At 58.0% G+C, this 21,612-nt stretch carries 16 protein-coding genes; 13 read left to right on the top strand and 3 right to left on the bottom strand.

Annotated elements, in window-relative coordinates; genetic code table 11:
- Positions 1 to 3 precede the first annotated feature (3 nt).
- The 4 genes from E4656_RS12320 (at position 4) to E4656_RS12305 (ending at position 4,039) form a co-directional block, all read left to right on the top strand.
- Positions 4 to 831, top strand: coding sequence for a carbohydrate ABC transporter permease (locus tag E4656_RS12320; protein WP_135483573.1), 828 nt, complete (start codon positions 4 to 6; stop codon positions 829 to 831).
- A 22-nt stretch (positions 832 to 853) separates the two neighbouring features.
- Complete coding sequence (locus tag E4656_RS12315) at positions 854 to 2,398, top strand: glycoside hydrolase family 32 protein (RefSeq protein ID WP_135483572.1); 1,545 nt, start codon at positions 854 to 856, stop codon at positions 2,396 to 2,398.
- Positions 2,399 to 2,570: 172 nt separating this feature from the next.
- Positions 2,571 to 3,755, top strand: a complete 1,185-nt coding sequence (locus E4656_RS12310) for a WD40/YVTN/BNR-like repeat-containing protein (protein ID WP_135483571.1) — start codon at positions 2,571 to 2,573, stop codon at positions 3,753 to 3,755.
- Positions 3,756 to 3,760: 5 nt separating this feature from the next.
- Positions 3,761 to 4,039, top strand: a complete 279-nt coding sequence (locus tag E4656_RS12305) for a ubiquitin family protein (protein ID WP_135483570.1) — start codon at positions 3,761 to 3,763, stop codon at positions 4,037 to 4,039.
- Positions 4,040 to 4,058: 19 nt separating this feature from the next.
- On the opposite strand, the gene E4656_RS12300 is transcribed toward E4656_RS12305, so the two are convergent.
- The 3 genes from E4656_RS12300 to E4656_RS12290 all read right to left on the bottom strand — a co-directional run bounded on the left by E4656_RS12300 (position 4,059) and on the right by E4656_RS12290 (position 7,875).
- Positions 4,059 to 5,981, bottom strand: coding sequence for a RecQ family ATP-dependent DNA helicase (locus E4656_RS12300; protein WP_135483569.1), 1,923 nt, complete (start codon positions 5,979 to 5,981; stop codon positions 4,059 to 4,061).
- Between the two features lie 125 nt (positions 5,982 to 6,106).
- Complete coding sequence (locus E4656_RS12295) at positions 6,107 to 6,862, bottom strand: ABC transporter permease (protein ID WP_135483568.1); 756 nt, start codon at positions 6,860 to 6,862, stop codon at positions 6,107 to 6,109.
- A complete protein-coding gene (locus E4656_RS12290) occupies positions 6,859 to 7,875 on the bottom strand; it encodes an ATP-binding cassette domain-containing protein (RefSeq protein WP_135483567.1) in 1,017 nt (338 codons plus the stop codon). Before E4656_RS12290 ends, E4656_RS12295 begins: the two co-directional genes overlap by 4 nt.
- 172 nt (positions 7,876 to 8,047) lie before the next feature.
- On the opposite strand from E4656_RS12290, the gene E4656_RS12285 reads away from it, so the two are divergent.
- From E4656_RS12285 to E4656_RS12245, 9 genes are all read left to right on the top strand, one after another.
- Positions 8,048 to 8,824: a TetR/AcrR family transcriptional regulator gene (locus E4656_RS12285; protein WP_135483566.1), complete on the top strand. Its 777-nt coding sequence runs from the start codon at positions 8,048 to 8,050 to the stop codon at positions 8,822 to 8,824.
- Positions 8,825 to 8,954: 130 nt separating this feature from the next.
- Complete coding sequence (locus tag E4656_RS12280) at positions 8,955 to 9,767, top strand: class I SAM-dependent methyltransferase (RefSeq protein ID WP_135483565.1); 813 nt, start codon at positions 8,955 to 8,957, stop codon at positions 9,765 to 9,767.
- A gap of 71 nt (positions 9,768 to 9,838) precedes the next feature.
- Entirely contained in the window at positions 9,839 to 11,548 is a 1,710-nt protein-coding gene (locus E4656_RS12275) for a LuxR family transcriptional regulator (protein ID WP_167856047.1), read from the top strand.
- A 738-nt stretch (positions 11,549 to 12,286) separates the two neighbouring features.
- Positions 12,287 to 13,390: a ComEC/Rec2 family competence protein gene (locus E4656_RS12270; RefSeq protein WP_135483563.1), complete on the top strand. Its 1,104-nt coding sequence runs from the start codon at positions 12,287 to 12,289 to the stop codon at positions 13,388 to 13,390.
- Positions 13,350 to 15,614: a Mov34/MPN/PAD-1 family protein gene (locus E4656_RS12265; protein ID WP_338090035.1), complete on the top strand. Its 2,265-nt coding sequence runs from the start codon at positions 13,350 to 13,352 to the stop codon at positions 15,612 to 15,614. Before E4656_RS12270 ends, E4656_RS12265 begins: the two co-directional genes overlap by 41 nt.
- On the top strand, positions 15,601 to 16,776 hold the full coding sequence (locus E4656_RS12260; protein WP_135483561.1) for a patatin-like phospholipase family protein: 1,176 nt from the start codon (positions 15,601 to 15,603) through the stop codon (positions 16,774 to 16,776). Before E4656_RS12265 ends, E4656_RS12260 begins: the two co-directional genes overlap by 14 nt.
- Before the next feature lie 277 nt (positions 16,777 to 17,053).
- A complete protein-coding gene (locus E4656_RS12255) occupies positions 17,054 to 17,824 on the top strand; it encodes a hypothetical protein (RefSeq protein ID WP_135483560.1) in 771 nt (256 codons plus the stop codon).
- An 84-nt stretch (positions 17,825 to 17,908) separates the two neighbouring features.
- A complete protein-coding gene (locus tag E4656_RS12250; protein WP_135483559.1) occupies positions 17,909 to 18,526 on the top strand; it encodes an endonuclease NucS domain-containing protein in 618 nt (205 codons plus the stop codon).
- Between the two features lie 172 nt (positions 18,527 to 18,698).
- Positions 18,699 to 21,608: a UvrD-helicase domain-containing protein gene (locus E4656_RS12245; RefSeq protein WP_135483558.1), complete on the top strand. Its 2,910-nt coding sequence runs from the start codon at positions 18,699 to 18,701 to the stop codon at positions 21,606 to 21,608.
- Positions 21,609 to 21,612: the final 4 nt, after the last annotated feature.

Genomic DNA, 21,612 nt, shown 5'->3' with positions numbered 1-21,612 from the left:
GTCATGTCCAGAACACTGACCTATTTCTTCGCCCTGCTGATGGTCCTCGTCGTCCTCGGCCCGCTGATGATGATGGTAACCGTCAGCCTCAATCCAAGCGAACCCGACATCAGCGTCAACATGGGTACCATCCGGGCCTTTATTCCTCATGTGGTGTCCTTCGAGAACTATCAGGCCGTGCTGACCGACCGCAACCACCCCTTTTTGCGCTACCTGTTCAACACGGCGTTTATCGTGGGCGCCATTCTGATCGGCGCCATTCTGGTCAACTCCATGGCCGCCTTCGCTCTGGCCTGGGGTCAGGGGCGGTACCGCAAGTGGGCCGTGGTGGCTGTCGTGGCCATGATTGCCGTTCCCATGGAAAGCCTGGTGCTCCCCCTGCTGCTGATGTCCAGCCGCATGGGCATCGTGAACAGCTATGAAGTGCAGATTCTGCCCTTTATCGCCAATGCCTTTGCGCTGTTTCTGTTCTATCAGTTCTTCACCAAGATTCCGAAAGATCTGATCGAAGCCGCCCGGGTGGATGGCATGAACCTGTTCCAGACTTACTGGTACATCGGCCTGCCGCTGTGCAAACCCATCATTGCGACACTGTCGATCCTGATATTTCTGGAGCAGTGGAACAACTACCTGTGGCCGGTCATGGTCACCCGTGGCCCGGAGTTCCGGCCGCTCTCGGTGGCGATGGCAGCCTACTTCGACTCCAACCGCATGTACTGGGGCCAGATCATGGCGTTCGCCGTCATGATGTCCATCCCCATCATGGTGTTTTTCCTGATCGTTCAGCGCCACTTCGTCCAGAGCGTAACCGGCAGTGCAGTAAAGGGCTGAAGGCCCAACGGAGATTCAATTCATGCAAGCAGTGGATACCAACGTGACAGCAACTTCTCGACAACCGGACTATCGCCCCCAATATCACTTCTCGGCAGAGCGGCACTGGATCAATGACCCCAATGGTCTGGTCTGGATCGACGGGCTGTACCATCTGTTCTATCAGTGCAATCCCTTCGGTACCCGCTGGGGCAACATGTCCTGGGGCCATGCGGTGAGCCGCGACCTGGTGACCTGGCAGGAGCAGCCCATCGCCCTGCCCCAGCGCGAACTGGCCGAACGTACCGAAGCCATCTTTTCCGGCTGCTGTGTGCTGGACAAGGACAATGTCAGTGGCCTTGGCGAGGCCGGCCAGCAGCCGCTGCTGGCCTTCTACACCAGTCACTACAGCACCGCCCCCAAACCCATGGGGCGGCAGGCACAGTCACTGGCCTACAGCCTGGATGCCGGCGACAGCTGGCAGTTTTACGGCGGTGTGCCGCTGATCCATCTGCATCAGGACAATGCTCAGGGCTATGACGCTGATGAGTTCCGCGACCCCAAGGTTTTCTACCACGCTGCATCCGGTTACTGGATCATGGTGCTGGTGCTGGCCAAAGACCGCAAGGTCATCTTCTACCGCAGTAGGAATCTGCTGGACTGGGAGGCTGTCTCAACTTTCTCGGACCCCGGCAACAACCCGGGGGACCTGTGGGAAGTACCCGATCTGGTGGAAATGCGCGTTGGCAACAGCGACGACACCCGCTGGGTGCTGCTGCTCAGCATCAACACCGAAGGTGCTCACCGCCAGGCCGGGTCCACCCAGCACTACTTCGTGGGTGACTTCGACGGCCGAGAATTCCATTTCAATGCGGCCGACAATCCGCCCGTCCGGGATGGCGCGCACCCCGGCTACAATCGGCTGGACTGGGGGCGCGACTATTATGCCGCCGTGTCCTTTCACAACGAGCCGGGTTCGGAGCCGCTTGTGATCGCCTGGATGAACAACTGGCAGTATGCCAACGACATCCCGCATCAGGGGTTTCGCGGGCAGATGACACTGGCACGCCGGCTGCACCTGCGCCAGCAGGACGGGCAATATCGCCCGGTATCTGAGCCGGTCAGGCCAAGGCTGCAGAATGAAACGGAGCGGGCCCTGGTACCCGACCATGCCCTGGGCCACCGCGAAGCCATGCAGGTCAGACTACCGGCGACCACCCAGCGCCTCAGCCTGAACACCTGCGGCTTCAGCGATGGCGAGCTGGAACTGTATCTGCACTTCGGTGAGGACATTCTGGCCGTGCATCTGGATGCCCGCCGCGGCATCGCCCGTCTTGACCGCAGCGGTCTGACCGGAAGCCATCTGCCGGCTCAGTTTGCGGCCTGCGACAGTGCTCACGAACTGAACCTGGCGGATGCCAGCCTGGTGATCTACCTGGACCGCTCATCGGTGGAAGTATTTGGCCGCGAGGGCCTGTGGAGCATCACCCAGCAGATTTTTCCGTCTGCTCCACTCGGGGCGGTGTCGGTCCGACATACCCAGAGCACACCGTTGCAAGTTCAGCTATCTGCACTTCAGACCGGCTGACAGGGCACCGCAGTTTGCACTGCGGCTGTATCTTGTTTCATCAGTTGTCTATATTGAGTGTTCCCGTTCGACCATTGGCAGGGTGCCTGACATTTGCGGTCGAACCCGGGTTTCAGAGGTGCCGCAGTGAAAGAGCACAACGACAAAAAGCTGACTGCATGAGGGCTGACCGATGGCTGACACCATTATTCTGGGTACCCGCAAGGGCACCGTTATTGTTGATCGTACTGCGGCGGGCTGGCAGCCCCGCCCCATTCAGCATGCCGGGGTGCCGGTCTGCTTTGCCACCCAAGACCCGCGCGATGGCACCCTGTGGGCCTCGCTGGATCACGGGCATTGGGGGCCCAAGCTGTCGCGCTCGCGCGACGGCGGTGCAACCTGGGAAGACCTGAGCTCGCTGAAATACCCCGAGGGCGCCCGCCACATCGTGCAGACCATGCCGACGCCGGATTTCGACCCCAACGCCCCCACTGGCCAGCCCGAGTATGCTGACGCCGTGCTCTACAAGATCTGGCATATCGCCTTTGGCAGCGCGGACCAGCCCGGGCGCATCTATGCCGGCACCATTCCCGGCGGCCTGTTTGTCAGTGATGACGGCGGCGACAGTTGGACCCTCAACCGCCCGCTGTGGAACCACGAAAGCCGCGGCGGTGATCTGTTTGCCGGCGAAGCCACCAGCGAAACCCACTGGTTCGGCACCCCGGCCAGTATTGACTATGGTGTGTTCGAGCCCGGCATTCACTCCATCATGGTCGACCCGCGCGACCCGAACCACATCACCGTGGCAGCCTCTTCAGCCGGCGTGCTGGAAAGCACCGACGGCGGCCAGACCTGGGCCGGTCGCAACAAGGGCATGCTGGTGGACTATGCCCCCGACCCGAACGTTGAATGGGGCCATGACCCGCACTTTGTCACCCACTGCCCCGGGCAGCCGGAGCATGTGTGGCAGCAGAACCACTTTGGCGTGTTCTACAGCGATGACGGCGCCCAAACCTGGAAGAGGGTCAGCCAGCCGGAAAACGGCGTGCACTTCGGTTTCCCCATTGCAGTGGATGACCACGATGGCCGCACCGCCTGGGTGGTGCCGGGGCGCAGCGATGCCGAGCGCATGACCATAGACGGCGGCCTGTTCGTGGCCCGCACCACGGATGGCGGCCAGAGCTGGCAGCCACTGCGCGAAGGCCTGCCCCAGGAAAACGCCCACGACATCGTGCTGCGCCACGGCCTGGATGCCGTCGGTGACCGTCTCTGTTTCGGCAGCACCACCGGCAATGCCTATGTGTCGGAAGATCGGGGAGAGACCTGGCAGTGTCTGGGCAACAATTTCCCGCCTATCTACTCCGTGCGTTTCGGGTGACCGCCATGCCCACCGTAAAGATGACACCGCACCTCTACCGGTTCTTCCCGCAACTGGAAGGCCAGACCGTCACCGTGCCGGCCGGCTCGGTGAAAGAGGCGCTGCACGCCATCAACGAGCAGGCCCCCGGTTTCACCGATTACATACTGGATGACCGCGGGGCTCTGCGTCGGCATGTGAACCTCGGCATCAACGACTCCATAGTGTTCGACCGCAAAACGCTGTCAGACAGGGTGCCGGAAGACGGCACCCTGTATATCTTTCAGGCGTTGAGCGGGGGCTGATCTGCTCTCAAGGTTGGTGCTACAACTGCTCGCAGGCCGCCAACACTTCGGTAAAGGGCACTTCCGCCAGGGCGCCAAAGCGGGCCTGCTTGCCCAGCCTGGCCCGGCTGGCCTTGGGGCTGGTGATGCCGCACAGAAAACGCGCCAGTTGGCGGGGTTGGCTGAGGGCTTCGTGCTGCTGGTCCATCACCTCGCGCACCACATCAAGATCCACCGACTGGCTGTGGCGCGGCGGCAGTTCATGCGTCTGGCCCAGGCAACCGCTGCAGCGGCCACAGGCTTGCTCCAGGGTTTCGCCAAAATACTGCATCAGCGGCTGTTGCAGGCAGCCGGGGCTTTGCGCCCAGTCGCAGACCGTCTGCAGGCGGTCGATATCCCGTTCTTCCCGCATCCGAAACTGCTCTGCCATCCGATCGATCAGCCCTTCTACATCTCCCGGCACCTGCTCCATGCGATAGCCCTGGCGCAGACCGGCCACCTTCATCTCCAGCAGATCCTGCTGTTCCAGGTAGTTGAGCGCCTTGATGATTCTGGGTTGGGATTCGCCCAGTTGTTCGGCGGCTTCACGCGGTTTGAGCGTCAGCCAGGTGCGCCCGGCCTTGCCCGTGGCGAACAGCCGCTGCAGGAACTCCGCCCGGGCAGGGTCGAAGCGTTCCAGCAGTTCGTTTTCGGGCACGGTCAGGGCCAGCTTGTATTCGGTATAGAACGGCGCCGTGGACGCGAGTACCCCTTCCAGTTCCAGATAGGTCAGCAGAGTGTTCAGCACCAGCGGGCGCACATCGAACTGCTGCGACAGCTCATAGGTCGACAGATCAAAGGGCGACGACTGCACACAGAGCCAGCGCACCAGTTCAGCCAGTGACTCCGGGTCCGGCGTATCGCCGTAGGTGAAGTTCTCCAGCACGGTGAGGTCATCGCGGCAGGCCAGCAACTGGCACCGGGAGTCCTCCCCGTCACGCCCTGCCCGCCCGATTTCCTGCATGTAGTTTTCCAGTGACTTGGGCAGGTTGTAGTGGTACACAGCGCGAATATCGGACTTGTCGATGCCCATGCCAAAGGCGATGGTGGCGACCACTATGGGCGTCTCGCCACTCATGAAGGCTTCCTGCGTGGCACTGCGCTCTTCGTCTTTCAAACCGGCATGGTAGGGCCGGGCCCGGTAACCATTCCGGTTGAGAAAGTCTGCCACCTGCAGGGCCGTTTTCTGCAGCGTGACATAGATGATGGACGGCTCGGCCGGGCGGCTGTTGAGCAGTTCCAGCAGTTCCAGCAGTTGCTGATTGCGCTGTTCGCTGGTGCAGGGCGTGACACCTATCTGCAGGTTGGGGCGATAGAAGCCGGTCTGAATATGGTCCTGTTTCGCAATGCCGAAATTCGAGCAGATCTGCTCCGACACCTTGGGCGTCGCGGTCGCCGTCAGCGCCAGCACCCGCCCCACATTCAGCGTGTGCGCCAGCTGAGCCAGCTTCAGGTAGTCGGGCCGAAAGTTGTGTCCCCACTCGGACACACAGTGCGCTTCGTCCACCGCCATCATGCTGATATTCAGGCGCGACAGCCGGGTCAGGAATCGCTCGTTGGCCAGCCGCTCCGGCGCCACATAGAGCAGCTTGAGCTCGCCCTGGTCCATGGACTGATAGATCGCCTGCACTTCTTCCCCGGTGCGGCTCGAATCCAGACGCGCCGCCGGCACACCCAGGGCATTGAGCGCATCCACCTGATCCTTCATCAAGGCGATCAGCGGTGAGACCACCAGCGTCAGGCCGTCGAGCATCAGCGCCGGCAGTTGATAGCAGAGGCTCTTGCCGCCACCGGTCGGAAAAATAGCCAGCGCCGAACGCCCCGCCAGCAGGGTGTTGATCACGTCCTGCTGGCCGGGGCGAAAAGCGCTGAGCCGGAAGGTGTTTTGCAGGTGGTGCTGAACCTGTTGCTGCGTGCTGTCCATGGTGTCGGCTCCTTGTGGCAGAATCCCTGAGCATTGAATGCCGGCCATTCTACACTCCAGTACTGTCAGCGCCGAACTGCACTCCCAGACAGGTCATGGCCCGGAAAGAACCGGGCCGGGTTTTGTCAGAGCGTCGCCCTGCGGATCGTCATCGCCCCTACCAGCAAACCGACACCGGCCACCAGAAAGGCTACAATGACGCCATTCAGTACCGTAGCGGAATACAGTTCACCGAGGAACAGCGCGCGCTCCGCTTCGACCAGATACGTCAACGGGTTGAAACGTGATGCCGTATACAGCCAGCCCGGTGCCATATCCATGGGCAACAGCACGCCCCCGAGCAGCATCAACGGCAGCGCCACCGAATGCGAGACCATATAGAACAGCCCGCCGTCATGCTTGCTGGCAATCGCCAGTGCGTATGACAGCGCCGCTACCCCGACCCCGAACACCAGCAACAGCAGCAGGCCAAACAGCATGGTCACAGGATGCAGCACCAGCCCGAAGGGCGCGGCCAGCCCGATGACAATCAGTGCCTGCGCCAGCAGGGGTGCCAGTTCCTTCAGAGCCCGCCCGATCAGCATGGCCGGTCGGCTCATGGGGGTGGCCAGAAAACGCTCGAAACTGCCTGACATCAGTTCTTCCGTCAGCGCCCAGCCACAGCTGACGGTGGTAAACAGCACCAGCATGACAATCATGCCCGGTACGAACCATTGCAGCGGATGACCTTCGCCACCCATGGGCACACTGGTCAGCAGCGGCACAAACAGCCCCAGATACAGCAAGGGCTGAATAATGCCAAACAGGATGTAGTACCAACTGCGCAGGGTCGGCCCGATTTCGCGCCGAAAGGACACCAAGGTGTCTTGTACAAAGTTCATGAACTCACCTCGGATGTGTAACGTTCAATGTGGGCGACCTGTTCTGTTTTTTGTACCGCCAGCGAACTCTCACGCAGACTGCGCCCGGTCAGGCTCAGAAAGACGTCATCCAGCGTTGGTCTGACTACATTGGCAGTGGCGACCTCAAGCCCCTTTTGGTGCAACTGTCGAATGAACTCCGGCATCAGTGTTTCACCGTTCTGAATAGTGAATGTCAGCCGCCGGTCAGTCTGGGTGACGTCTCGCACCGTGGGCAGGTTCATGGCGCTCTCCGCCGCAGTGATGGCATCACTTTCGGAGACCAGGCCCAGGCTGACCTGATCACCGGCCAGATCTGCCTTCAGTTTCTCCGGCACGTCATCGGCGATCATCTTGCCGTGGTCCATGATCATCACCCGTTCGGCCATGGTGTCGGCTTCATCCAGGTAATGGGTGGTCAGGAAGATGGTCATGCCGGTTTGCCGGCGCAGCTTGATGACATGCTCCCAGAGGTTGGCCCGGGAGTGTGGGTCCAGCCCGGTCGATGGTTCATCAAGAAACAGGATTTTCGGCGTATGCATCAGCCCCAGGGCGATATCCAGCCGGCGCTTCTGGCCACCGGACAGGGTGGCACAGTTGCGATCAGCCAGGCCTTCCAGTTCCAGCACGCCGAGCAATTCATCGGCACGCCTTCTGGCTTCTGCGTCGCCCATGCGATAGGCCCTGCCCTGCGTCACCAGCTCATCACGTACCCGATGATAGGGCCCGGAGCCGGTGCCCTGCCCCACATAGCCGATGGTGCGGCGCACGCCAACCGGGTCCCGGGCGACATCAAACCCGCCCACGGTGGCGCTGCCGGACGTGATCGGCAACAGTGTTGTCAGCATGCGCACCGAGGTGGACTTGCCAGCGCCATTTGGGCCCAGGAAAGCAACCAGTTCACCTTCTTCCACCTGCAGGCTCAACCCGCGCACCGCTTCCACGAGACCAGCCTTGGTTTTGAAGGAGCGAGTCAGATCAGTAGCTTGGATCATTGTTCAGGTCTCCCTTTGTGTTCGTTTCAAGGTTCGCAGAGCCTGGTGACAAATATTGTCAGCAGGCTCCAGAACCGCATGACCTCGACAAGGTGCCCTGACAACAGTAACCTTGTACGGTGCACAAGGTTACTGAAAACAATGTACAGTGTAAATAGTTATAGGAGAAAAAATGTCTCAGGAATTTGCCGGCAAGGGTGACCCACGCAAACTGATTGAATTGATGTGGGGAAAATCTCGGGCTCCAAGGCGTGGCCCCAAACCCAAAGCCAGCCTCGAGGACATTGTGGCGGCCGCCATATCCATTGCCGACTCGGAAGGCATCGAAGCCGTGAGTACCCGCAATGTGGCAGAAGCCGTTGGCATCTCCCCCATGTCGTTCTACACCCATGTGCCCTCCAAGGCAGAACTGCATGACCTGATGCTGGACCAGGTCACCGCCGAAAGCGCAGCGCGGCCGGACGACTGGCCGACCATGAACTGGCGCCAACGCATGACCTTCATTGCCGAGGATGCCTGGCACTTCTACCTGCGGCATCCGTGGATCGTGCAGTTTCAGACCCACCGCCCGATACTCGGGCCCAACACCATGGCCTCCTATGAAGTGGCACTCAGTGCCCTCGAAGGGCTGGGGCTGGATGAGATAGAGATGGACCTGAGCGTCACGGCGCTGCACAACTATGTGCTGGGAGCCGTCCGCGATGCCGCCCGCGCACAGACGGTTCTGGAAGCCACCGGCATGACCGACGATGAATGGTGGCCCAGCATCGAACCCTTTCTTGCCGATGTTGATTTCTCGCCCTACCCATTGGCCTCACACGTAGGCAGAGTGGCCGGCGAGACCTATGGCCTGGGTGACCCGGAACGGGCCTTCAGGTTCGGGCTGGAGCGGTTTCTGGATGGCATGGCCATGCTGATCGAGCGCAAGAAGCAGCAGCACGTTACATAGCACAGTTGAATGGATTGGTCTTACCCGTCCGGGCCATGGCAGCCGCCTGACAAGTTGGCCCGTTCAGGGGAAGTCGCCCCGGGGCGTCCCTGACGATACTGGTGTTCTCCCAATCACCAAGGAGGTCACCATGCAACAATTGTCAGAGGTCAAATCAGCCGCCCGCACCGTGTGGGCTCGAGGCGACTATGATGCCATGATGCGCGCAGAGAACCTGTATGAGGTCGGTGCGCAGCTTGTGCGCAGGCTTGGCATCGGCGCTGGCCAGAACGTGGTCGATGTCGCCTGCGGCAGCGGCAACGCTGCCATTCCGGCTGCTCAGGCGGGCGCCCGGGTCACGGGCGTGGACCTTACACCCCATATGCTCGACCTGGCCCGCGGCCGCGCGCAGGAGGCCGGGGTGGACGTCGAGTGGATCGAAGGCGACGCCGAGGAATTGCCCTTCTCCGATGCTCATGCCGACATTGTACTGTCGACATTCGGCTGCATGTTCGCGCCGCGCCACGACGTCGTTGCTGACGAGCTCGCGCGGATACTCGCACCCGGCGGACAACTCGGGCTGTGCGCCTGGACGCCGGAGGGCGTATTCGGCGACTTCTTTCGCATCGTAGCGAACTATTTACCACCCGACCCGGAGTTCGTCGATCCGCCGCTGGCCTGGGGTGACGAGAAGAATGTCCGCGAGCTCTTCGAGGGCACCGGCCTGGCACTGAGCTTCGAGCGCGCGATCTGGGAAATCACCCACCCCTCCGTCGATGCGGCTGTTTCCTGCTACACCGACTATCTCGGCCCGGTCAACATGGCCCGCGAGTTGACCCAGGCCGATGGCCGCTGGCCCGACCTGCAAGCCGAGCTGGCCGACCTGTTTGCGCGCTACAAGACTGCCGATGGCCAGGTCGTGCTGCCGGCCGAGTACCTGACTATCACCGGCCAGAACCGATGAGGAGAGCGAACGGACCGAAAGCGGCCGTGCCCCTGAACGGGGCAGGCCGTGACGGGGTACCGGCGACAAAAATGTCGGCGTACACTGAGGACTCGGGGTTCATTCAGGGTACTCAGGTGCGCCGCATGACAGAGCCAGCATTGATCAGCGAGGCGGTTGCCGAGGGCTATCAAGCACTTGCTCGGGGCGGGTGGGTTAAGGCCCGGTCGTGCTTTGACTCGGCGTTGGCCAGCAACAGTGGCCCCGCCGCACTCGAAGGGCTGAGCTGGGTCCACTGGTGGCAGGAAGACCTCGCCGCCTGCCTGGCAACTCGAGAACAGGCCTACCGCGACTATCATGCCGCAGGCGACTCCCACGGGGCCGCCCGGATGGCGGCATGGATCGGCGACGACCACCTGTGGTTTGCCGGCAAGCCAGCGATTGCCGAGGGGTGGTTTGCCCGCAGCCGTCGTCTGCTCGACGGACTGGACGAAGCTCCGGAACATGGCTGGCTGGCAGTGTTCGACGCCTATCTGGCGTTGCGCAGCCAACAACTCGACACCGCGCGAACGCTGGTGCACGAAGCCCAGAGAATTGGCCAAACCCACGGAGCGGTCGGGTTGCAGATGTTCGCTGTTGCCATGGAAGGCGTCGTGCTGCTGGAGCGGGGTGAAATCGCGGCGGGCATGCGGTGCCTGGATGAGGCAGCGACGGCTGCCCTGGCCGGCGAGTACGAAGAGCTCGTGCCGGCGGTCTGGTCCTGCTGCCTGCTACTCACCGCATGCGAGGAATTGCGCGACGACGAACGTGGCGGGCAGTGGAGCCAGCAGATCGGCGCGTTCAGCAAACGCCTTGGCGTACCCTTCGTGGTCGGCAACTGCCGTTCGCATTATGGTCGTATCCTCACGCGCAGGGGCTCCTGGCAGGATGCAGAACAGGAACTCGTCACCGCCGTCGACCGACTCCCCAACGGCCCACAGGCCTGGCGTGCCGACGCACTGGCCCGGCTCGGCGACCTGCGACGCCGCCAGGGCCGTCACGCCGAGGCGCGACAGGCTTTCGAGGCGGCCGGTGAACACTGGTTCGCCCAGGCCGGGCTGGCAGCACTGCATCTGGACGCAGACGACGCTGCCGGTGCCGCCATCCTGGCCGAGCGCACACTGCGTCAATTACCGGCCACAAGCCCGAAACGAGCTGACGCCCTTGAGGTAGCTGTACGCGCACGGCTGGCACTCGAAGCCCCTGACACGGCCGCTGGTTACGCCCGAGAGCTGTGCCATCTCGCCGCCACAGTGGGCACAAGCTCCCTGGTGGCAACGGCCAGACTGTGTGAAGCCCGACTCGCGCTGGCCGACGGCAATGCCGAACTGGCGGCACAACACTGCGCCGACGCCGTCGCCAGCTTCGACCGTGCCGGTACACCTTTCGAGGCCGCGCTGGCGCGCCTCGAGCTGGCCCAGGCGCTGACATCGACCGCCTGCTCTGAACTGGCGGTGGTCGAGACACGCCGGGCCTGGGCAACGCTGGATGAACTGGAGGCTACCAGCGAGGCCGACCGGGCCACCGCCCTGCTCGCAGAGCTCGCCACGGACGACACCCCTCCGGAACCCTGCCCGCTCACCCGGCGGCAGCTGGAGATCCTGAAGCTGGCAGCAGAAGGCCTGACCGAACGGCAGGTCGCCAAACATCTGGTGCTGAGCGAGCACACCGTGCATCGTCATCTGGCCAACATCTATACCCGCTTGGACTGCTCATCGCGCGCGGCCGCTGTTGCGCAGGCAGGTCGCCTCGGACTGCTCTAGCCGTCTCTCTCCTGATCATGCCAAGGGCGCTCCGAATTCATCACCCTCGCCCGAAGAACCAACCGAACCCAAACCGACGAAATGCGCCTGACCGAACTGAAACAGGAAATGGCCGACCGCCTGATGGCCCAGCCCGCCACCGACATCTACCAGACCAAAGTACTCCGCCCCACCACCACTGCTTGACGCAATACTTGCAAAACCCGGGCGCAGAAGCTAAACCTAGGGACAGTGTTCAAAACCTGCCCATAGCGACAGGGCGGGTCAACAACAGTCCCGAAGGATTGGCAAGCCACTGCACCCGGCCGGGCGGTAGCGTGGCTGTACAAACATTCTCAGCGCCCGTGTAGCCGAGATACGAAAGTGCCAACGGAGAGTCCCCTAGTGCCCTGTATGGTTAATTCGACACTGCCCTGAGCCATTGAGCGCTTTGAGAGCAAGGCGCGATGTTGAAGGTCTGGTGGCTCCAAATCTAAACATCGCAACGCCGCTATCAGAGCGCTTCAGGGGCTCCCGGAGGGCGTGCCTCTGCGGCCCCTGGCCAGTGTTGACATCCCTTGAAGTGGACCCACCACGCCTGCGGGATGTCGCCTTGGCTAGAGACCGCAGACCGCACGCAGAGAGTTGCCGAATTAATCAGGCAGGACACTAGTCATATGTAGGCTATGTGTAGTATTTCCGGCATCTAAAGCGATGCCGGACTGTTGCTATACAGATTTTTTCACCAAAGGAGATCGTATGCATATTGTTCGGTTTTTCCCCATCGGCAATGCCGATACTTGCTTAATAGAGCTTGCCAATGGCCGTCGAGTTCTCTTCGACTTCGCGGATATGCATAGCCCTGACGATGCTGACGACAAGCGTTGCGATTTGGAAAAGGAGTTGCGCGAGATCCTTGGAGACGATACAGAAATCGATGTCGTGGCGTTCACCCATTTAGATCAAGACCACTGCAATCGGGCGAAAGAGGTCTTTTATTTAGAACACGCAGAAAAGTACCAGAACGATGATCGCATCAGGATCAAAACGTTGTGGGTACCGGCTCACGCCGTCCTTGAGGCAGGAGTGAAGGGGCAGGCCCGAACTCTTCGTGCTGAGGCTCGCCATCGTTTCCTTAAGGGGGAGGGGATTCGAGTGTTCTCTAGGCCGGAAGAGCTAGACCAGTTCCTGATCGACCGTGAAATTGAGCCAGCCAAGCGCCGTAACCTGATCAGCGATGCAGGCACCTTATGCCCAGAGTTCAACCTTGGACAAGACTGTGTCGAGTTCTTCGTGCATTCTCCTTTTGGTAAGCGTGATGAAGAAGACATCGTGCGAGTGCGCAACAATGATGCCCTGTTCATGCAAGCGGTTTTCGAGGTCGATGGAGAACAAACCAAGATGATCTTGTCGGCTGATGTCGGGCATGAAGTCATCGATGACATCGTTGAAGTCACTCGATATCGTGATCGAGATTACCGGCTAGAGTGGGATATCAACAACATCCCACATCACTGTAGCTACACTGCTTTGTCTGACGAAAAAGGTAATGAGGAAACTGAGCCAACTGCAACGTCAAAGTGGCTTTACGAAGAGGCAGGTCAATCTGCTGGCCTGCTAGTTTCCACTAGCAAGCCAATTCCGAGCGATGACGAGGATAAGCAGCCACCTCATCGTCAGGCCGCCGCTTACTACAAAGGGGTAGCTCGAAAGCTAAATGGGGAATGGGTGGTCTCAATGGAACATCCGACGATATCCAAGCCAGAACCACTAGTTATCGAGATCAAGAGCACGGGATATAAGATTCGAAAACAAGCGCCGAATGTCGTCGTCGAGACTCCCGCGCCACGCGCAGGGATTTGACATGAACCAGAGGTACGACATGCCTCGTTCTAGGCTCGCACGATCGGTTGTACGATACTTAAGTGAGTCGCAGGTACACCCTTACGCGACTCTTAGAGATTTCTCCCTGCGCGGCGCGGTCGATGTGTTGGACATCGACCTTGACCTTTCGCTTGATCAGCGCCGGAGTGTGCCAATTTGCTCAACGGAGCCTATAAGAATCTTCATGGCTAATGATGATTCATGGTCGCCTCATGTTATTTCAACCCGTAGTGATTTTCCCGTTGGGCTTGTGCATACCAACTTGGATCCGGATGTTGATGGTGGGTTGTGTCTGTGTATTTGGGAAGAGGACTGGTCTGACCTAGCGACAAGCCTCACGGGTCAGAGCCTGATTGAGCGCATCAGGGCATGGTTTACAGCGATGGCTGCAGGCACGATTCACGATGATGATCAATTCTTGGAGCCGTTGATTCTCACCGGTTCCAACACTCTCATTATACCGGCCGGAGAGATGGAGGGGCCTTGGCATATCGACATGGCGCTAAAGCATAGAACGTGCTCAATTGTGAGTATGTCGAGGGCTGAGCCCGAAACGCCAATCTTTGAAGAGGACTTTGCAGTCTACTCTCCGTGCTTGCCAAGCCAAGTTCATCGGGGGCTTTCCAATACTCCTTATGATTTGGGAGCATTGCAGAGCTTATGCTTAGAGCTGGGCTTCAACTTGATAGAGGGCTTGAAAGCGTGGCTTCTGGAGAGCGAACACCTCGCTAGCGCGGCCCATCGCCGTCCATTGCTCATCCTTACAGTTCCGAAGCGAAGAACCGTTGAAGGGGTGAACGAGAAGCCTGAAATCTGGTGCTATACGCTTGGAGGTTCTGTCGCTGAGCTTGGGGAGCGCCTGGATGTCACCATTACCGAAGATGATACAACGGCACCTAAGGTCCTCGGCGACATCAGCAATGCCGAACTTTCGTCGATCCGGATGGACCCTTGGCGGGTTGTTCAACGGCTGGATAGGTCTGCCGCCAGAGTCTTTTCTGGCTCAAGTCGTGCACAGGACACTCCTTTGCTCGGAATCGGTGCTGGTGCCATTGGTTCTAACGTTGCCACAATAGCAACCCGCTCTGGGCTTGGTCCATGGGTACTGGTGGATGGCGACATAACATTACCTCATAATACTGTTCGCCAAGTGCAGAGAAATATTTCGGTGGGCTTGTCTAAAGCCTATGTTCTCAAGCAGGAGCTAGACAGTGTCTTAGCGGTAGGTGGCAATACCTCTATCTCGGTGAATGTATTCAATCCTGGCAAGGAACAAGCCTCGTTGGATAGAGCGTTACGCAATGCTGAAGTGGCAATCGATTTCAGTGCATCTCCGGCGGTCTTGGGGTGGCTGACGGACCAACCGGCAAAACGTGCGGCAAGTGCCTTCTTCGGACCCGATGGCTCAGATTTGGTGGTTATATCTGAAGACCTGTCCAGATCAATCAAGCTGGATGAAATTGAAGCACAGTATTTTTGGGCAGTAGCGACTGAAGAACGACTCAAGAATCATCTCATCGCGGCTCGCTTGGATCGAATTCGTTATGCCAATGCATGCCAAGATCTTTCGCGACCTCTACCTCCGTGGCAAGTACACACTCTATGCGGCCTAGCGGCCGGACGCCTTGCTCAGTTACTTGTTGAGGTCAATGCCGGTTTTCGTATGTGGAGACTGGAGCCTGACATAGGTGCTGTCGATTCTGTATGCATGCCAGTGCACAAAGTCTCCCGATTCCAAGCTAACGATGTGCGCTTAACCGTCTCCGAAGAGGTTGTTCGGACGATGCGGATGCATCGTCGCCAATCAGGTGAAAATGAAACCGGCGGTGTGCTTCTAGGGACATTCGATCTTGTGCGCAATGTTACGCACATCGTAGCAGCATTGCCCGCTCCTCCTGATAGTCAACAGACACCAACGTACTTCATTCGCGGAATCAAAGATCTCAAGCCAATCATTGAGAGGTTGGCCAAAGCCTCAGCAGGTCGACTGCACTACATCGGTGAGTGGCACAGTCACCCAGGCGGGGTGCCTGCGAGACCGAGTGATGATGACGAACGAGTTTATACCCATTTGAAAACTCATATGGAGCCCTCTGGTTCCCCGTTTGTGATGGCCATCTGTGGAGAGCTGGATACCTGGCTTCGAGCTGGGTGGCAAGAGCGTGAAACAGTGCACGGAGTGATTGCTCATGGAGAGGAATGAGACCTTCCTGGTAACTGCTGATGGCAGCTCAGGCAAACTTGCGTTAGCTCTCTCTGGCGGAGGTTCTCGGGCTATGGCTTTCCATTTAGGATGTCTTCGAGCGTTGCATGATCTGAAGCTCCTTGAGCAAGTAAGCACGATCACTGCAGTGTCTGGTGGCAGCGTGCTTGCTGGGCTTTATTGCAGCCACTCTGGATCGTTCGATTCATTTGAGACGAAGGTTCAGGAGGTCTTGAGGAGAGGATTTGTACGACCTGCAGTAATAAGGGCAGTCACCTCCACTGATGGGCTGAAAGCAATAGGCTATGCCACAGCCTTGATGATTGAGAGAGCAGTCGCAATCATTGCGCGACTGGCGCTGAAGCTTTTGAAGAGAGACAGACAAGGTGAACATTGGCCAAATTCTGCTCCGTTTCTGCGTAAAGCCAGCCGAACCACAATCTTGAGAAATGTATTCAGCGAAACGTTCAATCACTGCAAGTTGCAAGAACTTCGTGAAGATCGTCCAATGCTAATAGTTGTCGCATGCGAGCTTAGATCGAAGGCGGCGTTTTACTTCACTAAGGAGCGCCTCCATTGTTGGCGTTATGGCTCAGCAAGCGTAGATGGGGTAGAACTGGCTGATGCGGTTGTAGCCTCGGCGGCATACCCAGCTGCATTGCCGGCGCTCGAACAGGTACTGGTTTTCAGCAAGAACGGTAAAGAAGTGGCTCATCGTATAACGTTGACCGATGGCGGCGTGTACGACAACCTCGGGCTTGCACCGTTATGGCCAGACCGTGACTTTTCCGACAGCATGCCTGTAGAGCAACATGACTGGATTATTGCTTGTAGAGCTGGATACGGACTAGATGTAACTGAACCACCTTCTGTTTGGATTTCGCGTATGCATGCAGCCTTTGAGAGTGTATTCGCTAGGGCTCAAAATCATGCAACGAAACGCCTGTTTGATCTCAAGGAATCAGGTAAGCTTAAAGGCTTCTTATTGCCATATCTTGGGCAGAAAGATAGCAGTTTAAAATTCGCTCCCCCTAATTTGGTAAAGAGAGAGGTTACGGCTGGCTATGCAACCAACTTCAATGCAATGGAGACTGAGTGGATAGATCGGTTAGTGAAGCGCGGAGAGCAAATTGTTCATGCTCAAGTAAAAGAACACTGGTGATATTTCGCTTTCTACAAGCAGCAACCTTAAGGTTCTGTTGGGCAGCGCTTATCGGAGAGTAACCGGCAGTCAGGGCTCCGTTGTGTTTTCTAAATATGCAACAGAAAGCGCTTTGTCCAGAACAAACCCCATGTGAGGATCCGATTTTGGTCGAAAGGGGATTTTCCCGTGATGCTGCGGATATCGTAAAACAATCGCAAGCACTTGGAGCCTGAACCTACCCCGTTCCAGTCGTTAGGGCTCTAGAAAATCCATTCAACCAATATGGTACATTCTCATGGTTAGCAAAGACCCCATTCATCGATTTCTTGCATCTGTACCGGAGAGCTACAAGCGCCTCGTCCGCTTTTTCCGGAATCCCTATTTGCATCTGGAGTCTTCGAACGACCCAGATCTGGAGTATGTGCTGCTTGATTACATTGCGGCTCTGGCGGCACTGGGAGCGGCGATTGCAACAATAGGCACTTTCCTGCCTGGCTACCTTGAGATAGATCCCGTGAGCATCTTACGCATGGACATGTTTTTGGTCCTACTTACAGTCAACACAGTTTCCTTTTCAATTTGTCTTTGGCTTGCATCGGCAGTTATCCTAGCCGTCAGTGGATTGAAACTTCACGGTGCTATCTTCTATCAAGGTATTAAGGCCTACGCGTTGTTGAACATTCCAGTGGCCATTGTCTTCATTATCGCTTTGAACCGCATAGTCGTGATTGGAGATGTCACGGAGCCCACCGGCAATGGAGATCTCGTGTTTGCCACCATGGCGGTCTTCTGCGCGTTTGCACTTAGCATCTGGCTAGTCGCCATTCCAATAGGGAAGTACCTCCGAAGTAAGTATAGGGCAGCAATTGCGTATCCACTTGCCCTCGTGGTCCTTGTGATTTCGGTCTCAGTAAACCCAGCGATCGCTTCGGGATATTTCAGCAATGTCATTGACAAACGGGCCGTATGCGAACAGTACGTATCCTTTCGCCACGGAACGGAAATCCAAGAGGGCATGTATAATAAGGATTGCCTGATCGGGCAGTGTATAGCGGCATTTGAGTAGATGCGTCCTAACTAGGCCATCCAACCGATGCTGGACTTCCCCCGGTACTGTTGGCACGCCTAGCCATCCTTACCCGAGAAAACTATGAACAATTACTCAAGCATCAAAGAGTTGGTGATAGATACCTGCGCGAGCGAAGGTCAATTTCCTTCATATGAAAAACTAACGTCGCTCGTGCTCGAGAATTTTCCTTCCAGCAAGTGGCAAAAAACTCACTACGCTTGGTACAAGTCTCAGATTAAACGAGGCGAGATTGTTGTGCCGGGGGCAATCATGGCACAAGACAGCCAAGATGAGACGACAGATTCTGAAGTTGAAGAGACCATCGAGGCAAGTCTATCGCTTGAACGCGATCTCCATTCTTACCTCGCTCGAATGCCTTCGGACATTGAGCCTGGCCTTCAACTTGTTGAGGGAGGAGTGGAGTACCAAACAGAAGCAGGCAGAGTTGATCTTCTCTGCAATGGAAGCAACGGTGAACTGGTTGTGATTGAACTCAAAGCAGGGAAAGCTCGTGATGCCGCTGTGGGACAACTTCTCGGCTACATAGGCAGCGTCCAGGAGCTGGAGCCAAATAGGCCAGTAAGAGGAGTTATAGTGGCATCGGATTTTGATCCCAGAGTTGTTTTGGCAGCAAAAGCCTCTTCAAACATAAAGCTGCTAAAGTACCGCGTTGCATTTCAACTGGATGAAGTCAGATAGAAGGCAAAGCTCATCGCTCGGACTCCCTCTGCCCTACTCCAGGTTTTCAGATAGGCAGCGCCAACAGGCAACATTGCGCCGAAAGATCATTCCATAGCGTCTAACCTATCGCAAACCGGGCCATCATTCTGTTATCAAAGCTCTAGAGCAGTATCCAGAAAGCAGTCCCTCCATGACACAACCACCAGCCTCCAGAACCATCCAACCCCACCCTCTTGCCAGGCTCTTTGCCGGGGCAGGTCCTACTCAGTTTCATTTTTCCGGGCCCGTGCTGCAGGCGGAGCACAACGGTAATGTACTCACTGTTCTGCCAGCCTCTCTGATAGAGCCTTCCGCTCTGAGTCAGGGTTTTCTGTTCGCACGTGTCCACCTGAGCACCGAGCAAGGGCCGCTGGTGCTTTCCGGGCTGCGAAAGAAAGAGGCCAGGACATTGGTGCACTGGTTGCGGGTGGGTGTGCTGGCTCGCATGGCGCCGGAAGTGAATGCTTCGGCGGCTGCGGTCAAAGCCATTCTGAATTCGGGGTACCCCAGCCAATACCGGGTCACGCAGGCGCAGGCAAAAGCCACCGATGCGGTGCAGTTGTTCGGGCGGGTGCCCAAAGCTGAGTGGTGCACTGGGGATGCCAGGCTGCCGGTGTTCCAATATCTTCATAAGGCGGCACACCTGAATGATGAGCAGAAGGCTCTGCTGCAACAGCGCTATATAGAGCAGCAGGTGCAGGAACATGCGGCGTTTTTTGATCAGGTGGAGAGCATGCCGCTGACACCGCGTCAGCGTGAGGCCTGTGTAATCGATGAGGACAACAACTTGGTTCTGGCGGGTGCCGGCACGGGCAAAACCAGTGTGATGATCGGCCGGGCGGGTTACCTGGTCCACAGCGGCCAGGCGCAGGCTGAGGACATCCTGATGCTGGCCTTCGGCAACAAGGCCGCCAGGGAAATGCAGGAACGCGCCGACAAGCGGCTGGGTAGCATCGGCATCACGGCCAAGACCTTTCACAAGCTGGGGCAGGACATCATTGGCGCCGTGGAGGGCGCCAAACCCACCGTCAGCCCGTTTGCTACCGAGAATGATGGCACCCAACTAGCCCATGCCGTCAACCAGTGGCTGGAGGATCACCTGGCGGACCCGGAGTACCGCAAGAAGGCCAACCGATACTTTCAGTATTATATGTACCCCGAGATCAACCCGTTCGATTTCGAAACCGAAGGTGACTATCTGGAATCACTGCAGGCCAACAACATCCGCACGCTGAAAGGCGAATCCGTGAAGAGCCTCGGTGAGTGCCATATTGCCAACTATCTGTTTGTGCAGGGCATCGAGTACACGTACGAGGCGAAGTACAAGCACACAACAGCAACTGTCTTCCATCGCCAGTACCAGCCGGACTTCTATCTGCCCGAGCACGATATCTACATCGAGTTCTATGGCATTGACCGCCAAAAGAATACACCGCCCTTCGTGAACCGCAAAAAATACCTTGAAGACATGGATTGGAAGGAGAACCTGCACAAGGAACAAGACACCACGCTGATCGAACTGTTCCACTACCAGCGCATGGAAGGCACTCTGGAGACAGACCTTGCAGAGGCGCTGGCAGAGCACGAGGTGTCTGGAGATCCGCTGCCCAGTGAGGCTGTTCTGGCAACGCTGCGAGAGCTGGGTGAGATCAGCACGTTTGCCACCCTGATGAAGGACCTGCTGCAGCGCTACCGGGCCAACTGCTATGAACCCGGCCGTCATGAGCCCGTCATCAGAAGCGACCATTCGGAGCAGTTACGCGCAGCCCTGGAGCTTCTGGAGCCCATCATCGAAGACTACCAGCAACACCTGGATGAGCAGCAGGACATCGACTTCGATGACATGATCGGCAAGGCGATACAGTATGTCCGCAGCGGCCAGTGCCGGGGCCGGTGGCGCTATATCATGGTGGATGAGTTTCAGGACATTTCCGAACCCCGGGCGCGCCTGCTGTATGAGCTGAAACAATCCAACCCTGGTTGTTCGCTGTTCTGCGTGGGGGATGACTGGCAGTCGATCTACCGCTTCACCGGCAGTGATCTCAAGTACACCACCCGGTTCAAGAATGAGTTCGGGCCTACGTGCACCGTGGCCCTGGATCAGACCTTCCGTTTCAACAACCGCATTGGCGAGGTGGCCTCACGGTTCGTGCTGCGCAACCCGACCCAGATTCCCAAGGAGCTGAAGTCCCTGCAGAAGGTTGACCGCCCTGCCGTGTCACTGTTGCGCCAGACCGGGCGCTATCAGGACGATGATCGATTGCTGCAGGTGCTGGAGCGCATCAGCAAGATTGCCGACGACGGCAGCAGTGTTTACCTGCTGTCGCGCTACAAGAACAACTTGCCAGATAAGGCTGAAAAAAGAAGACTGCGTCGGCTGTTTCCGAACCTGTCGATAAAAAGCGCCAGCATTCATGCCTCCAAGGGTATGGAAGCCGATTATGTGGTCATTCTCGGGCCGGTGTCCGGCGAGTACGGCACGCCCTCGCGGAAACAGACCCATCCGTTGCTGGAGGCCTTGTTGCCAGTTGCCGAGCCCTATCCCCATGCGGAGGAACGACGCCTGTTCTACGTAGCTCTGACCCGCGCCAGGCATCGGGTCTACCTCGTTACCGACATGACGGTGGCTTCGGAATTCGTGGTGGAACTGCTCAAGGACAAGTACCCGCTGGAACTGGACGAGTTCGAAACCTCCCTGACCCAGCAACTGTTCGAGTTGATGAAATGCATCAAGTGCAAAACCGGATCGATGGTGCCCCGTGATGGCGAATTCGGCCCCTTCTACGGGTGCAGCAAGTATCCGCTATGCTCACATACGGAGTCGGGCTGCCCGACCTGCGACAGCCAGATGTACCGAAAAGACCGCTTCCGCGTCTGTGTGAACCCGGAGTGCGAGACCATGGTGCCGATCTGTCCGGAGTGTGGCGGGGATATGAAACAGCGTAACGGGCCTTATGGCAGCTTCTGGGGGTGCAGCAATTTCCGGCGTGAAGGGCCGTCCTGTCCGCACAAGGAGCAGACCATCGAGTTCAATCTGGCATCGGCTACCGAAGCCCGATAAAGTG

Source organism: Natronospirillum operosum, from assembly GCF_004768465.1.
In the GTDB taxonomy this organism is placed as follows: Bacteria; Pseudomonadota; Gammaproteobacteria; order Pseudomonadales; family Natronospirillaceae; genus Natronospirillum; species Natronospirillum operosum.
Note: the sequence above shows the minus strand (reverse complement) of the source record. Positions and strands in the feature narration are given on the sequence as shown.

What these genes read in the sequence shown, in the direction of transcription:
- E4656_RS12245 (WP_135483558.1), top strand. Translation starts at nt 18,699, where the DNA reads ATGACACAACCACCAGCCTCCAGAACCATCCAACCCCACCCTCTTGCC.
- E4656_RS12285 (WP_135483566.1), top strand. Translation starts at nt 8,048, where the DNA reads ATGTCTCAGGAATTTGCCGGCAAGGGTGACCCACGCAAACTGATTGAA.
- E4656_RS12295 (WP_135483568.1), bottom strand. Translation starts at nt 6,862, where the DNA reads ATGAACTTTGTACAAGACACCTTGGTGTCCTTTCGGCGCGAAATCGGG.
- E4656_RS12310 (WP_135483571.1), top strand. Translation starts at nt 2,571, where the DNA reads ATGGCTGACACCATTATTCTGGGTACCCGCAAGGGCACCGTTATTGTT.
- E4656_RS12305 (WP_135483570.1), top strand. Translation starts at nt 3,761, where the DNA reads ATGCCCACCGTAAAGATGACACCGCACCTCTACCGGTTCTTCCCGCAA.
- E4656_RS12265 (WP_338090035.1), top strand. Translation starts at nt 13,350, where the DNA reads ATGTCGTCGTCGAGACTCCCGCGCCACGCGCAGGGATTTGACATGAAC.
- E4656_RS12260 (WP_135483561.1), top strand. Translation starts at nt 15,601, where the DNA reads ATGGAGAGGAATGAGACCTTCCTGGTAACTGCTGATGGCAGCTCAGGC.
- E4656_RS12270 (WP_135483563.1), top strand. Translation starts at nt 12,287, where the DNA reads ATGCATATTGTTCGGTTTTTCCCCATCGGCAATGCCGATACTTGCTTA.
- E4656_RS12290 (WP_135483567.1), bottom strand. Translation starts at nt 7,875, where the DNA reads ATGATCCAAGCTACTGATCTGACTCGCTCCTTCAAAACCAAGGCTGGT.
- E4656_RS12280 (WP_135483565.1), top strand. Translation starts at nt 8,955, where the DNA reads ATGCAACAATTGTCAGAGGTCAAATCAGCCGCCCGCACCGTGTGGGCT.
- E4656_RS12320 (WP_135483573.1), top strand. Translation starts at nt 4, where the DNA reads ATGTCCAGAACACTGACCTATTTCTTCGCCCTGCTGATGGTCCTCGTC.
- E4656_RS12315 (WP_135483572.1), top strand. Translation starts at nt 854, where the DNA reads ATGCAAGCAGTGGATACCAACGTGACAGCAACTTCTCGACAACCGGAC.
- E4656_RS12255 (WP_135483560.1), top strand. Translation starts at nt 17,054, where the DNA reads ATGGTTAGCAAAGACCCCATTCATCGATTTCTTGCATCTGTACCGGAG.
- E4656_RS12300 (WP_135483569.1), bottom strand. Translation starts at nt 5,981, where the DNA reads ATGGACAGCACGCAGCAACAGGTTCAGCACCACCTGCAAAACACCTTC.
- E4656_RS12275 (WP_167856047.1), top strand. Translation starts at nt 9,839, where the DNA reads ATGTCGGCGTACACTGAGGACTCGGGGTTCATTCAGGGTACTCAGGTG.
- E4656_RS12250 (WP_135483559.1), top strand. Translation starts at nt 17,909, where the DNA reads ATGAACAATTACTCAAGCATCAAAGAGTTGGTGATAGATACCTGCGCG.